The sequence below is a fragment of the Geodermatophilus sp. URMC 61 genome (genome assembly GCF_052931555.1).
The window spans coordinates 2,867,682-2,881,489 of the sequence record NZ_JBRFHZ010000002.1 but is presented as its reverse complement, the minus strand read 5'-3'; the positions used below and the strand labels follow the sequence as shown (position 1 = coordinate 2,881,489).

Here is a 13,808-nt window from a genome sequence, read left to right as displayed (position 1 = left end):
CTGGCCCGGTGACGATCCCTGCGATCATCCCGGCGGCGGTCCGTCGAGCAGCGGCGGAGCAGGCGTGGCAGCAGCTGCGGCCCGAGGTGGCGGCCGAGGCCGTCGCGGCCCTGGGCCCGGCGGAGGGTGACGCCTTCCTCGCCCGCGCCGACCTCGCCCTCTACGACGTCCACGAGCCGCTGGCCGTGCTCTACGGGGACGCGGCCGACGAGCTCTTCGCCCGCGCGCTGCGCACCGCCCTGGCCGCCGCGGTGGAGCGCCCCGAGGAGCTGCGCCGCATCGACCGGCGCCGCGAGGTCGACCCGGCGTGGTTCCAGCGCGCCCGCGTGCAGGGCTACGTCTGCTACGTGGACCGCTTCTGCGGCACCCTCGACCGGCTGCCGGAGCACCTCGACCACCTCGCCGAACTCGGCACCACCTACCTGCACCTCATGCCGCTGCTGAAGCCGCGGCCGGGGGAGAACGACGGCGGCTACGCGGTGATGGACTACCGCGAGGTCGACCCCCGGCTGGGCACCATGGCCGACCTCGAGGAGGTCGCCACGGCCCTGCACGACCGCGGCATGGCGCTGTGCATCGACCTGGTGCTCAACCACACCGCCCGCGAGCACGCCTGGGCCCAGGGCTGGCTGGCCGGCGACCCGGCCTACGCCGGCTTCTACACGGCCTTCCCCGACCGGACGCTGCCCGACGCCTACGACGCGACGATCCCCGAGGTCTTCCCCGACCGGGCGCCGGGCTCGTTCAGCTGGGTGCCGGAGGCCTGCGGCGGCGAGGGCGGCTGGGTCTGGACGACGTTCTGGCCGTACCAGTGGGACCTGGACTACGCCAACCCCGCGGTCGCCCTGGCGATGCTCGGGGAGATCACCTGGCTGGCCCACCGCGGCGTCGACGTCTTCCGGATGGACGCCGTCCCGTTCATGTGGAAGCGGCTGGGTACCAGCTGCCAGAACCAGCCCGAGGGGCACAGCCTGCTGCAGCTGCTGCACGCGCTGACCCGGCTGGCCGCGCCCGGCGTGGTCTTCAAGGCCGAGGCGATCGTCTCGCCCGACGACCTCGTCGGCTACCTCGGCGGGCACGACCGCTACCGGCCCGAGTGCGAGCTGGCCTACCACAACCAGCTCATGGTGCTGCTGTGGAGCAGCCTGGCCACCGGCGACGTCCGGCTGGCCCGGCAGTCGCTGGGCCGGATGCGGCCGGTGCCGCCCAGCGCCACCTGGTGCACCTACGTGCGCGGCCACGACGACATCGGGTGGGCGGTCGCCGACGAGGACGCCGCCGCGGTCGGCCTCGACGGTTTCGCGCACCGCCGCTTCCTCAACGACTTCTACGCCGGCCGCTTCCCCGGCTCCTTCGCCCGAGGCGCGCTGTTCCAGGAGAACGAGGTCACCGGGGACGCCCGGATCTCCGGCTCCGCGGCGTCGCTGTGCGGCATCGAGGCCGCGCTCGAGGACGGCGACGACGCCGCGCTGGACGCCGGGGTCCGCCGGCTGGTGCTGCTGTACTCCGTGGTCTACGCGTACGGCGGCATCCCGCTGCTGTACATGGGCGACGAGCTGGCCCTGCGCAACGACGCCGGCTACCTCGCCGACCCCGCGCTCGCCCCGGACAACCGCTGGATGCACCGCCCGCCGATGGACTGGGACACCGCCGCCCGCCGCGGCGACCTGGCGACCCTCGAGGGCCGGGTGTGGAGGGAGATCCGCCGGCTGGGTGAGGTGCGCCGCGCGCAGCTGGCGCTGCGCGGCGGGGTGGAGTCCGCGGTGGTGGACGCCGGCAGCGACGCCGTCCTCGTCTGGCGCCGCAAGCACCCGCGCAGCGGCACCTTCGTCGGGTTGGCCAACTTCTCGTCCTCGCCCCAGGCCGTGGACGCCGACACCGTCACCGGCTTCGGCAGCTTCGAGCAGGTGCACGGCAGCGACGGCGTCCTCCCCGTGCGAGACGGGCAGGTCGTCGTGCCCGGGCTCGGCTTCGCCTGGTACGCCGAGCCGTGACCGGGCCGACGACGCCTCCGACCCACCCGCCGCCCCCGACTCCCGCCGGGGGCACCGTCGGTGTCGAGGAGGAGTTCCACCTCGTCGACCCCGGCACCCTCGCGCTCACGCCGAGCACGACGGTCGTGCGGGCCGCTCTCGCCGGCGCCGCGGGGGAGCACGTGCACGCGGAGATCGTCACCACCCAGCTGGAGACCTCCACCGGGATCTGCTCCACGCTCGCCGAGCTGCGCGCCCAGCTGGTCGCCACCCGTGCCGAGGCCGCGGCGGCCGCCGCCCGCGACGGGCTGGTCGTCCTCGCCGCCTCCACCCACCCCTTCGGCACCTGGCGCGAGCAGCGGATCACCGGCGCACCCCGGTACGAGGCGATGGTCGAGCGCTGGGGCGGGCTGGCCGACCGGCAGGACATCTGCGGCTGCCACGTGCACGTCGGCATCCCCGACGTCGGGACGGCGGTGGCGGTGATGGACCGCGCCCGTCCCTACCTGCCGGTGCTGCTCGCGATGACCGGCAGCTCCCCCTTCCACGACGGCGCGGACACCGGCTACGAGTCCTGGCGCACGGTGTGGTGGTCGCTGTGGCCCAACGCCGGGCCGCCGGAGCCGCTGGGCAGCGAGCAGCGGTTCCGCGAGGTCCTCGACGGGCTGGTCCGCTCCGGGCTCGTCGAGGACGGCCGGCACCTGTACTGGGAGGTGCGGCCGTCCGCCCGCTGGCCGACGCTGGAGTTCCGGCTGGCCGACGTCTGCACCGACCTCGACGCCGCCGTCCTGCACGCCGCGCTGGTCCGCTCGCTGGTGCGGGTGCTCGCCGGTCGCGCGGAGCGCGCCGAGCCGCTCCCCGAGGTGCGCCCCGAGCTGCTGCGCGCCGCCCGCTGGCGGGCCGCCCACGACGGGCTGCGCGGCGAGCTGTTCGACCCGGTGCGCGGCGAGCCGACCGCCGCACGGGACGCCGTCGAGGCGCTGGTCGCCGAGCTCGCCGACGACCTGCGCGCGCACGGTGAGGAGGACGACGTCGACGCGCTCCTGGACCGCCTGTGGGCGCACGGCACGTCGGCCACCCGGCAGCGGGACACCTGGGCCGCCACCGGCGACCGCCGCGCGGTGGCCGCCGCGGTGGTGCGGGACGGCGCCGCCGGTACCGGGTGAGACCGGGGAGTCCGGGGTAGGGGGCGGCCATGACCGAACCGCGCCCCCTCGCCCTCGTCACCGGTGCCTCCAGCGGGATCGGGCTCGAGCTGGCCCGCCAGTTCGCCGAGCACGGCTTCGACCTCGTGGTGAACGCCGAGGACGCCGAGCTCACGACCGCCGCAGAGCAGCTGCGCGCAACCGGCACCACGGTGCAGTCGGTGCAGGCCGACCTGCGGACTCCCGAGGGTGCGCAGGCCGTCTACGACGCGGTGACCGCCACCGGGCGCCCGCTGGCCGCGGCGGCGCTCAACGCCGGCGTCGGCAAGGGCGGGCCGTTCGTGGAGAACCCGCTCGAGGACGAGCTGGCGATCATCGACCTCAACGTCCGCTCGACCGTCGTCCTGGCCAAGTCCGTGCTGCGGGACATGGCCGCGCGCGGGGAGGGCCGGGTGCTGTTCACCTCGTCGGTCGCCTCCACCATGCCCGGGCCCCACCAGGCGGTCTACAACGCCTCGAAGTCCTTCGTGCAGTCGTTCGCCGAGGCGCTGGCCACCGAGCTGCGGGACACGGGGGTGACGGTCACCTCGCTGATGCCCGGCCCCACCGACACCGAGTTCTTCGAGCGCGGCGACCTGATGGACACCAAGCTCGGCCAGGGGCCCAAGGACGACCCGGCCCAGGTCGCCAAGCAGGGCTTCGAGGCGATGATGGCCGGGCGGGACAAGGTGCTCGGCGGCTCGGTGATGAGCAAGGCGCAGGCAGTCGTCAACTCGGTGCTGCCGGACCGGCTGAAGTCCGCCGGCCACGCGAAGATGGCCGAGCCCGGCAGCGGGGACTAGGCCATGACCGGCGTCCGGGACCTCGCCCTGCCGCTGCGGGACCCCACCGACCTCGACCCGGTGCTCGAGCGGGTCGGCGACGCGCACGTCGTGGCGATCGGCGAGGCCAGCCACGGCACCCACGAGTACTACGCCTGGCGGGCCGCGCTGACCCGCCGGCTCGTCACCGAACGCGGCTTCCGCTTCGTCGCGGTGGAGGGCGACTGGCCCGACTGCTACCGGGTCAACCGGTCGGTCAAGCTGCGGCCGGGCGCCGACGTCGACCCGCGCGACGCCCTCGACGCCTTCTCCCGCTGGCCGACGTGGATGTGGGCCAACGACGACGTCGTCGGCTTCTGCCGCTGGCTGCGCGATGTGAACGCCGAGCTCCCGGAGGACGAGCGGGTCGGCTTCTACGGCCTGGACGTCTACAGCCTCTGGGACTCGATGCAGGAGCTCGTGGGCTGGCTGCGGGAGCACGAGCCCGAGCACGTGGAGACCGCGCTGCGGGCGCTGCGCTGCTTCGAGCCCTTCGGTGAGGACGGCGCCGAGTACGCCTTCGCCTCCCGCTTCGCCCCCACGAGCTGCGAGCAGGCGGTCGTCGACCTGCTGCACCACCTGTGCGACGAGAGGGGGAGGGCCGAGACCGGGACCGACCCGGAGGCCCGCTTCTCCGCCGAGCAGAACGCCGCCGTGGTCGTCGACGCCGAGCGCTACTACCGGGCCATGGTGCAGGGCTCGGCCGAGTCGTGGAACGTCCGTGACGTCCACATGGTCGACACCCTCGATCGGCTGCTCGCCTCGAGCGACAACGGCCCCCACCCGCCCAAGGCCGTCGTCTGGGAGCACAACACGCACATCGGCGACGCCCGCGCCACCGACATGGCCGACGCCGGGATGACCAACGTCGGGCAGCTGCTGCGCGAACGGCACGGCGCCGACGACGTCGTCCTGGTCGGCTTCGGCGGGTACCGCGGCGGCGTCATCGCCGGCAGCGCGTGGGGCGCGCAGATGCAGCGGATGCCGGTGCCCGAGGCCCGGCGCGGCAGCCTGGAGGCGCTGCTGCACGAGGAGGTCGGCCGCGACGCGCTGCTCGTCTGGGGGCGCGACGGCTCCCGGCCGGCCGAACTGGGGCGGCGGCTGGACCACCGGGCGATCGGCGTCGTCTACCGGCCCGAGCGGGAGAAGTGGGGCAACTACGTGCCCACCGTGCTGGGGGAGCGCTACGACGCCTTCCTGTACCTCGACGACACCTCGCCCCTGCAGCCGCTGCACCTGGAGCGGGCCGACGAGCACGTGCCGCCGCTGGCGCACGCGGTCTGATGGAGGACCCCCTGTCCCCCCGCCGTGGGAGGACCCCGTCCTCCCCACCCTTCGCAGGCTCAGGGTGGGACCCGGGACGGGGCCGCAGCGGGCCCCCGCAGGGGGCCACCCGCCACGCCGCAGAGGGGCGGCTCGACGCCCGGCCGGTGACCGCGCCGGCGGCGGCACCGTACCCGCCGGGCGTCCGGACGCTGGAGCTGGGACCGCACGCGCGGGCGCAGCTCGTCGTCCCCGACGGGCCGCGCCGACCACGGCCGCTGCTGGTGTTCTTCCACGGTGCCGGCGGGACGGCGGCGCAGTCCGTGGGCCTCGTCGGCGGGCCGGCCACCGCCCACGAGGCGCTGGTGCTCGCACCGTCGTCGGTGGCCGCCACCTGGGACCTCATCGCCGGCGGCCTCGGCCGGGACGTCGCGGTGCTCGACGCCGCCCTGGAGCAGGTCTTCGCCCGGCAGCCGGTCACGAGCGTCGCGTTCGGCGGCTTCTCCGACGGCGCCTCCTACGCGCTCAGCCTCGGCCTCACCAACGGCGACCTCGCCGAGGCCGTGCTCGCGTTCTCCCCTGGGTTCGCCGTCCCACCGCGGCGGGTCGGCCGGCCGCGGTTGTGGATCTCCCACGGCACCGACGACCGGGTGCTGCCCGTCGCCCGGTGCGGACGGCGGCTGGCCCGCGAGTTCGGCGCCGAGGGGTACGACGTCACCTACGAGGAGTTCGACGGCGGCCACGTCGTCCGGCCCGTGGACGTGACCGCCGCCCTCTCCCTCTGGCTCGGCGAGCGTCCCGGTTAGGCGGAGCGGCGCTCGGTTAGGTCCGTCGCCGGGGCCGTGACGTCCTTGGGGCCGCCGGTCTTGGAGACGGCGAACTCCGACCCGAGCGCCTCCAGCGCCAGCCGCCCGTACACCTGCTGCTGGGTGGCGACCCGCTCGGCGCGGCCGCGGCCGAGGAAGCTGACCACCCAGTGCAGCACCGCGGTGACCCGGCTCTTGAAGCCCACGATGTACATCAGGTGGACGACCAGCCACAGCACCCAGGCGAAGAAGCCCTCGAACTTGAACTTCTTGATGTCGGCGACGGCGGAGAACCGGGAGATCGTCGCCATGTTGCCCTTGTCGCGGTAGTGGAACGGCTTCTGCGGCTCCCGACCGGCGATCCGCCGCTGGATCGCCTCGGCGGCGTACCGCCCGCCCTGGATGGCCACCTGCGCGACGCCGGGCAGCCGGTCCGGGTGGTTGGCCATGTCGCCGACGACGTGCACCTCGGGGTGGCCGGGCAGGGTGAGGTCGGGCTGCACGGAGATGCGGCCGGCGCGGTCGACCTCGGCGCCGGACTGCTCAGCGAGCAGCCGCCCCAGCGGGCTCGCCTGGACGCCCGCCGCCCACACCTTGGTGGCCGCCCGGATGCGGCGGACCTGCCCGTCGCGGTCCTTGACCTCCAGGCCGTTGGCGTCGAGGTCGGTGACCATCGCGCCGAGCTGGACCTCGACGCCGATCTCGTTGAGGTGCCGGCGGGCGCGCTCGCCGAGCTTCTCGCCGAACGGCGGCAGGACCTGCGGGGCGGCGTCGAGCAGGATCACCCGGGCCTGCGTCGGGTCGATGGTGCGGAAGTCGCGGCGCAGCGTGCGGTGGGCCAGCTCGGCGATCTGACCGGCCATCTCCACGCCCGTCGGGCCGGCGCCCACCACGACGAAGGTGAGCAGCCGGTCGCGCTCGGCCGGGTCGGTGGCCAGCTCGGCCAGCTCGAAGGCGCCGAAGATGCGACCGCGCAGCTCCAGGGCGTCGTCGATGCTCTTCATGCCGGGCGCGAACTCGGCGAAGCGGTCGTTGCCGAAGTAGGACTGCCCGGCGCCGGCGGCGACGATCAGCTCGTCGTAGGGGTGCACGGTGCTGCGGCCCAGGATGGTCGAGGTGACCGTGCGGGCGGCCAGGTCGATGTCGGTGACCTCACCGAGCACCACGCGGGTGTTCTCCTGGTTGCGCAGGATCTCGCGGGTGGGCGGTGCGATCTCGCCCTCGGAGAGGATGCCGGTGGCCACCTGGTACAGCAGCGGCTGGAACAGGTGGTGGCTCGTCTTGCCGATGACGGTGACGTCGACGGGGGTCCGCCTGAGTGCCTTGGCGGCGAACAGCCCACCGAAGCCGGAGCCGACGATGACGACCCTGGGCCGACCGGACGAGGAGGCGCCGGCGAGGCCGGCCACAGGTGATGTCGTCATGATGAATCAGTCTCCCACCTCGGTGTCTGGGGTCCGCGCGTGGCCGGGAGCGATCCAGGCCACAGCGTCCTGGCCGCACCCGCCGTTGCCACCTCTACCCGCGATCAGTCCCCCCACGCGGGCGCGGTAGACCGGTCCGGTGCCGCAATCCCTGATCGGACCGGTCCTCGTCCCCGGTCTGGGGCTCGACGAGCGCTCGTCGGCCCGCCTGCGGGAGCTGGTGGCGGCCGACGTGGTCCTGCTGCCGGGTATGGGGCTGCGCGGACCGGTGCCGCCGCTCGAGGAGCTCGCGGCCGGCGTGCGGGCCCGGCTCGGCGAGGGGCCGGTGCTGCTCGTCGGCCACTCGCAGAGCTGCCAGGTGGTGGCCGCCGCGGCGGGGGACCCGCGGGTGGCCGGGCTGGTGCTGCTCGGGCCGACCACCGACCCGCGGCTGCGGTCGGCCGCGGGACTGGTCCGGCGCTGGGTGGCGACGGCGGTCCGTGAACGGTGGCCGCAGGCGCCGCTGGTGCTGGCGCAGTGGCTGCGCACCGGGCCGCGCGCGATGCGGCAGCTGTGGGCCGTGGCCTCGCCCGACCGGATCGACGTCCGACTGAGGACGGTCCGGGTGCCGGTGACCGTCGTCCGCGGCACCCGCGACCGGCTCTGCCCCCACGACTGGGTCGCTGCCGTGGCGGCGGCCGCGCCGGACGGCCGGCTCGTGGAGATCCCCGGGGCGGCCCACCTGACCCCCATGACCCACCCCGAGCAGGTCGCGGACCTGCTGCGCGAGGCGGCCGGCCGGACCGCGCCGGGGCGGCACCGACCCGGCGCCTGATCGACTCGGACCCCCGAGCGGGTGGCCACTGCGTGACACGATGTGCTCGTGGCCCACTCCTCCGCCTCGGCCGGCGCGCTGCTGCGGCACGTCCGCACCGGTCGCGCGCGCAGCCGGGCCGAGCTGGTCGCGCTGACCGGCGCCTCGCGGAACACCGTCAGCGCCCGCGTCGACCAGCTGATCGCGGCCAACCTGCTCGCCGAGGGCGGGCGCGGGTGGAGCACCGGCGGACGGCCGCCGACCCTGCTGCAGTTCAACAGCGGCGCCGGGTGCGTGCTCGCGGTCGACCTGGGCGTGACCAGCGTCGACGTCGCCGTCACCGACCTGTCGGCCGAGATCCTGGCCACCGTCGGCCACCCGATCGACATCGCCGAGGGCCCCGGCCCGGTGCTGGCCGAGGTCGACCGGCTGGCCCAGCTCGTCCTCGCCGAGGCCGGCCTGGAGCCGGCCGACGTCTGCGCCGTGGGCGTCGGCGTCCCCGGGCCGGTGGAGCACTCCAGCGGGCGCCCCTCGCACCCGCCGATCATGCCGGGCTGGCACGACTACCCGATCCCGAGCGCGTTCGGCCGCTACGAGTGCCCCGTCTACGTCGACAACGACGTCAACGTCATGGCCCTGGGCGAGATGGGCGCTGCGGGGTCGATGCAGGACGTGCTCGTGGTCAAGGTCGGCACCGGCATCGGCTGCGGCGTCATCGTCGACGGCCGGGTCTACCGCGGCGCGCAGGGCAGCGCGGGGGACATCGGGCACATCTACGTGAGCACGCCCGACGGGCGGGTGGTGACCTGCCGCTGCGGCCAGGAGAACTGCCTGGAGGCGCTCGCCGGCGGTGGCGCGCTGTTGCGCGACGCCGTGGCGGCGGGGCTGCCGGTCCGCACCACCCGTGAGGTCGTGGAGCGCGCCGCGCACGGCGACGGTGCGGCGATCGAGCTGGTCCGCGAGGCCGGCCGCACGCTCGGCACGGTGCTCGCGGCGCTGGTCAACTTCTTCAACCCGCACCGCATCGTCATCACCGGCGGTGTGGCGCAGGCCGGCGTCCCGCTGCTGGCCGGGATCCGCGAGTCGGTCTACCGGCGCTCGATGCCGCTGGCCGCCCGCGCGCTGGAGATCACCGTCAGCGCGGCTCCGGAGCTCTCCGGCCGGGTCGGCGCCGCCCTCATGGCGATCGAGGGCTTCCTCGACGAGGAGTCGGTCGAGCAGGCCCTCGCACGGTGACACCGTCGGTCCACCGGCCGACACCACGGTTGCACTGCGGTCCTCCGGACCGCACCGCGGCCGGGTGCCGTCCCCAGGTGCGTGGAGCCGCTGCGTCGCGCCTGCGCGGACCCCTCCGGGGCCCACTCGACACGACCACACGGCCGGGTGCGGTCCCCAGGTGCGTCGAGCCGCTGCGTCGCGCCCGCGCGGACCCCTCCGGGGCCCACTCGGCACCACCACACAACCCGGATGCGGTCCCCACTCGGGGTGAGCGGTGTGGTCTCGATTCGGCAACCCCCGTTGAGTGGCCTTGACCACGCTCCGCCCCGCCCCTTATGTTCTCGCCTCAGCCGACTAATGATCAGCGTTGAGCAGAAGTCTGGGTGGTGCCGATGCCCTCGTCCCCCTCGCCGTCAGGTGGGCCTCCGCTGCTGGAGGTGCACGGCGTCGTCAAGTCCTTCCCCGGTGTCCGGGCGCTCGACGGCGTCGACCTCGACGTCCGGGCGGGGGAGGTGCACTGCCTGCTCGGCCAGAACGGCGCCGGCAAGTCGACCCTGATCAAGGTGCTGGCCGGAGCGCACCAGCCCGACGCCGGCCGGATCAGCTGGCGCGGGGAGCCGGTGCGGCTCACCGACCCGCAGGCGGCGATGTCGCTCGGCATCGCGACCATCTACCAGGAGCTCGACCTCGTCGCCGGCCTCACCGTCGCCGACAACGTCTTCCTCGGCCGGGAGCACGCGCGGCTGGGAGTGACCCGGCCGTCCTCGGCCAACCGCGCCGCCGCGCAGCTGCTCGAGCGCCTCGGCCACGCCGACATCCGGCCCACCGCCGAGGTCGGCTCCCTGCCGGCGGCCGCCCAGCAGATGGTCAGCATCGCCCGGGCCCTCTCCCAGGACGCGAAGCTGATCATCATGGACGAGCCGTCGGCCGTCCTGGACAGCGAGGAGGTCGAGCGGCTGTTCGCGGTGATCCGCGACCTCACCGCGCACGACGTCGCCGTCGTCTACATCTCCCACCGGCTCGAGGAGATCCGCGAGGTCGGCGACCGGATCACCGTCCTCAAGGACGGCCGCACCGTCGCCACCGGACTGCCCGTCCAGGGGACGACGACCCGCGAGGTCATCACGCTGATGACCGGCCGCGACATCGAGTACGTCTTCCCCGAGCGCCGGGAGCTGCCCGACCCCGAGGCCGCGCCGCTGCTCGAGGTCGAGGGGCTGGGGCTGCGCGGCCGGTTCGCCGACGTCTCGTTCACCGTCCGCCCCGGCGAGGTCGTGGGGCTGGCCGGCCTGGTCGGCTCCGGCCGGTCGGAGATCCTCGAGACGATCTACGGCGCGCGCCGCGCGACCTCCGGCACGGTCCGGGTCGGCGGACGGCGGCTGCGCCCGGGGGACGTCGCCGCTGCGGTCGCCGCCGGTGTCGGCCTGGCCCCCGAGGAGCGCAAGAGCCAGGGGCTGCTGCTGGGGGAGTCGATCTCGCGCAACATCAGCCTCTCCAGCCTGGCCCGGTTCGCCCGCGCCGGTTTCCTGTCCCGGTCCGCCGAGGCCGAGGCCGCCCGGCAGCAGGTCACCGCACTCGAGGTCCGGCCGGCCGACGTCGACCGGGAGGTCCGGACCCTGTCGGGTGGCAACCAGCAGAAGGTCGTGCTGGCCCGCTGGCTGCTGCGCAACTGCCGGGTGCTGCTGCTCGACGAGCCCACCCGCGGCGTGGACGTCGGCGCCCGATCGGAGATCTACGCGCTGATCCGCGGCCTGGCCGACCGCGGCGTGGCCGTCGTCGTGGTCTCCAGTGAGATCCCCGAGGTGCTCGGCCTGGCCGACCGGGTGCTGGTCATCGGCGACGGCCGCGTGCTGGTGGAGGAACCGGCCGGCGCGCTCGACGAGCACCGGGTGCTCGATCTGGTCATGGAGGACGCGGCCGTCCACGGCGGCCAGATGCACACGCGAGACGACGAGCACGCACAGCGCGAAGGGGACGTGGCATGAGCAGCACGACCGTGGCGACGGGGACGGACGCTCCCCGGCAGCCCTCCGGCACGGCGGGGCGCCGCGGCGGGGCGGGGTTCCTCGCCGGCCCCGTGGGCCGCAACCTCGGCCTCGTCGTGGCCCTGGCGGTGCTCTGCATCGTCGGCACCGCCACCGCCCCGGACCGGTTCCTCGCCGTCGACAACGTGCTGACGATCCTGCGACTGGCCGCGGTGATCGGCGTGGTCAGCGTCGGCATGACGTTCGTGATCATCGGTGGCGGCATCGACCTGTCGGTCGGGGCGATCGTCGCGCTCTCGTCGGTCTGGGCGACGACGCTGGCCACCCAGGCGATGGCGGCGGACTTCCACTGGATCGTCATGGTGGTCACCGCGCTCCTGGTGGGAGCCGGGTGCGGGCTGGTCAACGGGATCGTCATCGCCTACGGCAAGCTCGTGGCCTTCATCGCGACGCTGGCCATGCTGGCGGCGGCCCGCGGCCTGGCCGAGATCATCGCCAACCGCCGCACCCAGATCGTGCAGGACCGTGACTTCCTGGCCTTCTTCTCCGGCGACGTGCTGGGCGTCCCGACGCTCGTGGTCATCTTCGCCGTGGTCGCCGTCGCCGGGTGGGTGCTGCTCAACCGGACGACGTTCGGCCGGCGCACCTTCGCCGTCGGCGGCAACGCCGAGGCCGCGCGGCTGGCCGGCATCCGGGTGCAGCGGCACACGATGTGGCTCTACGTGCTCTCCGGCGTCACCTGTGGCATCGCCGCGGTCATGCTGATGGCCCGCACGACCACCGGCAGCTCGACCCACGGCACGCTCTACGAGCTCGACGCGATCGCCGCGGTGGTCATCGGCGGCACGCTGCTCATCGGCGGCCGCGGCACCATCGTCGGCACCGTCCTGGGCGTGCTGATCTTCACGACGCTCGGCAACGTCTTCACGCTGAACAACCTGTCCAGCTCCGCCCAGGCGGTCGCCCGCGGCGTGATCATCGTCGTCGCCGTGCTGCTGCAGATGCGGCTGGCGACCGGCTCGTTCAGCCTGGGCCGGCTCGGCCGCGGGTCCGGCACCGGCAGCCCGCCCGCCCCGGCCGGCGCGGCCGGCACCGTCTCCGGCGGCGCGACACCCGGCGGTCCCGGCGGCCCCGCACCCGGTGCGACGACCGACCGCCCCTGACGCGGTCCGGGGCGGCACCGTCCCGGACCGGCACCACCCGCACGACCCCCACGACCTGGCCGACGACAGCCAGGGAGGCGATCCCCCGAGGAGAGAACATGTCTGCAGCGAGGCAGCGCCCGTTCCGTCGTGTCACGTCGACCGCGCTCGCCGTTCTCGGCGCCGGCGTCCTGGTCGCCGGCTGCACGAGCAACACCCCCGAGGCCTCCGGCGGCGGCGGGGCTGGCGGCGGCGGCGAGGCCGCCACCGCCAACGACGAGCCCGGCGAGACGGTGCGCATCGGGTTCTCCGCGCCGGCCGCCGACCACGGCTGGATGGCCGGCATCTCCCAGGCCGCGCAGGCCGAGGCCGACCGCTACGAGGACGTCGACCTCTCCATCGCCGAGGGCACCAACGACGTCAGCACCCAGATCAGCCAGGTCGAGACCTTCATCAACGAGGGCGTCGACGCGATCGTGCTGCTGCCCTTCGACGGCGCCGCACTGACCCCCGTCGCACTGCGGGCCATGGAGGCCGGCATCCCGGTCATCAACGTCGACCGCGAGTTCAACAGCCCGTTCGCCGCCCAGTCCACCGTCCTCGGCGACAACTACGGCATGGGCGTCTCGGCCGGCCAGTACATCTGCGAGCAGCTGGGGGGCCAGCCCGATGCCGTCGTCGCGGAGATCGCCGGCATCGACTCGCTGCCGCTGACGCAGGACCGTAGCCAGGGCTTCGCCGACGCGCTGGCCGAGTGCGGGCTCAACGTGGACAACCGGGTGGCGGCGGACTTCACCGTCGAGGGCGGCGAGGAGGCCGCGGCCAACCTGCTGCAGGCCGCACCGCAGATCGACGCCATCTGGAACCACGACGACGACCAGGGCGTCGGCGTCCTGGCCGCCATCAACAACGCCGGCCGCAGCGAGTTCCTCATGGTCGGCGGCGCGGGCTCGGCCAACGCGATGCGTGAGATCCAGTCCGGGGAGTCGGTGCTCAAGGCGACGGTCATCTACCCGCACACCCAGGCGGCGGACGGGATCGCGCTCGCCCGGCTCATCGCGCAGGGCAAGAGCCTGTCCGACCTCACCTCCCAGGGAGTGCCGCAGCGGATCGTGCTCGACGCCCCCGTCGTGACCGCCGACAACGTCGACCAGTACATCGACGCCGCGTTCGAGTCCTGACCCGCTGACACGCCGGTC

Annotated in this window: 11 protein-coding genes; 10 read left to right on the top strand and 1 reads right to left on the bottom strand. The window is 74.4% G+C overall.

Annotated elements, in window-relative coordinates; all coding sequences use genetic code 11:
* Window positions 1-8 precede the first annotated feature (8 nt).
* From ACU610_RS13340 to ACU610_RS13320, 5 genes are all read left to right on the top strand, one after another.
* Entirely contained in the window at window positions 9-1,994 is a 1,986-nt protein-coding gene (locus ACU610_RS13340; protein ID WP_446768195.1) for an alpha-amylase family protein, read from the top strand.
* A complete protein-coding gene (locus ACU610_RS13335) occupies window positions 1,991-3,139 on the top strand; it encodes a carboxylate-amine ligase (protein WP_446768194.1) in 1,149 nt (382 codons plus the stop codon). Before ACU610_RS13340 ends, ACU610_RS13335 begins: the two co-directional genes overlap by 4 nt.
* A gap of 29 nt (window positions 3,140-3,168) precedes the next feature.
* Entirely contained in the window at window positions 3,169-3,960 is a 792-nt protein-coding gene (locus tag ACU610_RS13330) for an SDR family NAD(P)-dependent oxidoreductase (protein ID WP_446768193.1), read from the top strand.
* A 3-nt stretch (window positions 3,961-3,963) separates the two neighbouring features.
* Window positions 3,964-5,262, top strand: coding sequence for an erythromycin esterase family protein (locus ACU610_RS13325; protein WP_446768192.1), 1,299 nt, complete (start codon window positions 3,964-3,966; stop codon window positions 5,260-5,262).
* Window positions 5,263-5,408: 146 nt separating this feature from the next.
* Complete coding sequence (locus ACU610_RS13320) at window positions 5,409-6,047, top strand: alpha/beta hydrolase (protein WP_446768191.1); 639 nt, start codon at window positions 5,409-5,411, stop codon at window positions 6,045-6,047.
* On the opposite strand, the gene ACU610_RS13315 is transcribed toward ACU610_RS13320, so the two are convergent.
* Complete coding sequence (locus tag ACU610_RS13315; protein ID WP_446768190.1) at window positions 6,044-7,471, bottom strand: NAD(P)/FAD-dependent oxidoreductase; 1,428 nt, start codon at window positions 7,469-7,471, stop codon at window positions 6,044-6,046. The two genes, ACU610_RS13320 and ACU610_RS13315, sit on opposite strands and share 4 nt — an antisense overlap.
* A 139-nt stretch (window positions 7,472-7,610) precedes the next feature.
* On the opposite strand from ACU610_RS13315, the gene ACU610_RS13310 reads away from it, so the two are divergent.
* The 5 genes from ACU610_RS13310 to ACU610_RS13290 all read left to right on the top strand — a co-directional run bounded on the left by ACU610_RS13310 (window position 7,611) and on the right by ACU610_RS13290 (window position 13,790).
* Window positions 7,611-8,285, top strand: coding sequence for an alpha/beta fold hydrolase (locus ACU610_RS13310; protein WP_446768189.1), 675 nt, complete (start codon window positions 7,611-7,613; stop codon window positions 8,283-8,285).
* Window positions 8,286-8,333: 48 nt separating this feature from the next.
* Window positions 8,334-9,500: an ROK family protein gene (locus tag ACU610_RS13305; protein WP_446768188.1), complete on the top strand. Its 1,167-nt coding sequence runs from the start codon at window positions 8,334-8,336 to the stop codon at window positions 9,498-9,500.
* A 374-nt stretch (window positions 9,501-9,874) separates the two neighbouring features.
* Window positions 9,875-11,467, top strand: coding sequence for a sugar ABC transporter ATP-binding protein (locus tag ACU610_RS13300; RefSeq protein ID WP_446768187.1), 1,593 nt, complete (start codon window positions 9,875-9,877; stop codon window positions 11,465-11,467).
* On the top strand, window positions 11,464-12,630 hold the full coding sequence (locus ACU610_RS13295; protein ID WP_446768186.1) for an ABC transporter permease: 1,167 nt from the start codon (window positions 11,464-11,466) through the stop codon (window positions 12,628-12,630). The genes ACU610_RS13300 and ACU610_RS13295 overlap by 4 nt, the downstream gene beginning before the upstream one ends.
* A 98-nt stretch (window positions 12,631-12,728) precedes the next feature.
* Window positions 12,729-13,790 carry a substrate-binding domain-containing protein gene (locus tag ACU610_RS13290; protein WP_446768185.1) on the top strand — a complete coding sequence of 354 codons (1,062 nt, stop codon included), beginning with the start codon at window positions 12,729-12,731 and terminating at the stop codon, window positions 13,788-13,790.
* Window positions 13,791-13,808 lie beyond the last annotated feature (18 nt).

Bases quoted from the DNA above. Each gene is read 5' to 3' on its own strand.
- ACU610_RS13300 (WP_446768187.1), top strand. From the start codon at position 9,875: ATGCCCTCGTCCCCCTCGCCGTCAGGTGGGCCTCCGCTGCTGGAGGTG.
- ACU610_RS13315 (WP_446768190.1), bottom strand. From the start codon at position 7,471: ATGACGACATCACCTGTGGCCGGCCTCGCCGGCGCCTCCTCGTCCGGT.
- ACU610_RS13295 (WP_446768186.1), top strand. From the start codon at position 11,464: ATGAGCAGCACGACCGTGGCGACGGGGACGGACGCTCCCCGGCAGCCC.
- ACU610_RS13290 (WP_446768185.1), top strand. From the start codon at position 12,729: ATGTCTGCAGCGAGGCAGCGCCCGTTCCGTCGTGTCACGTCGACCGCG.
- ACU610_RS13325 (WP_446768192.1), top strand. From the start codon at position 3,964: ATGACCGGCGTCCGGGACCTCGCCCTGCCGCTGCGGGACCCCACCGAC.
- ACU610_RS13330 (WP_446768193.1), top strand. From the start codon at position 3,169: ATGACCGAACCGCGCCCCCTCGCCCTCGTCACCGGTGCCTCCAGCGGG.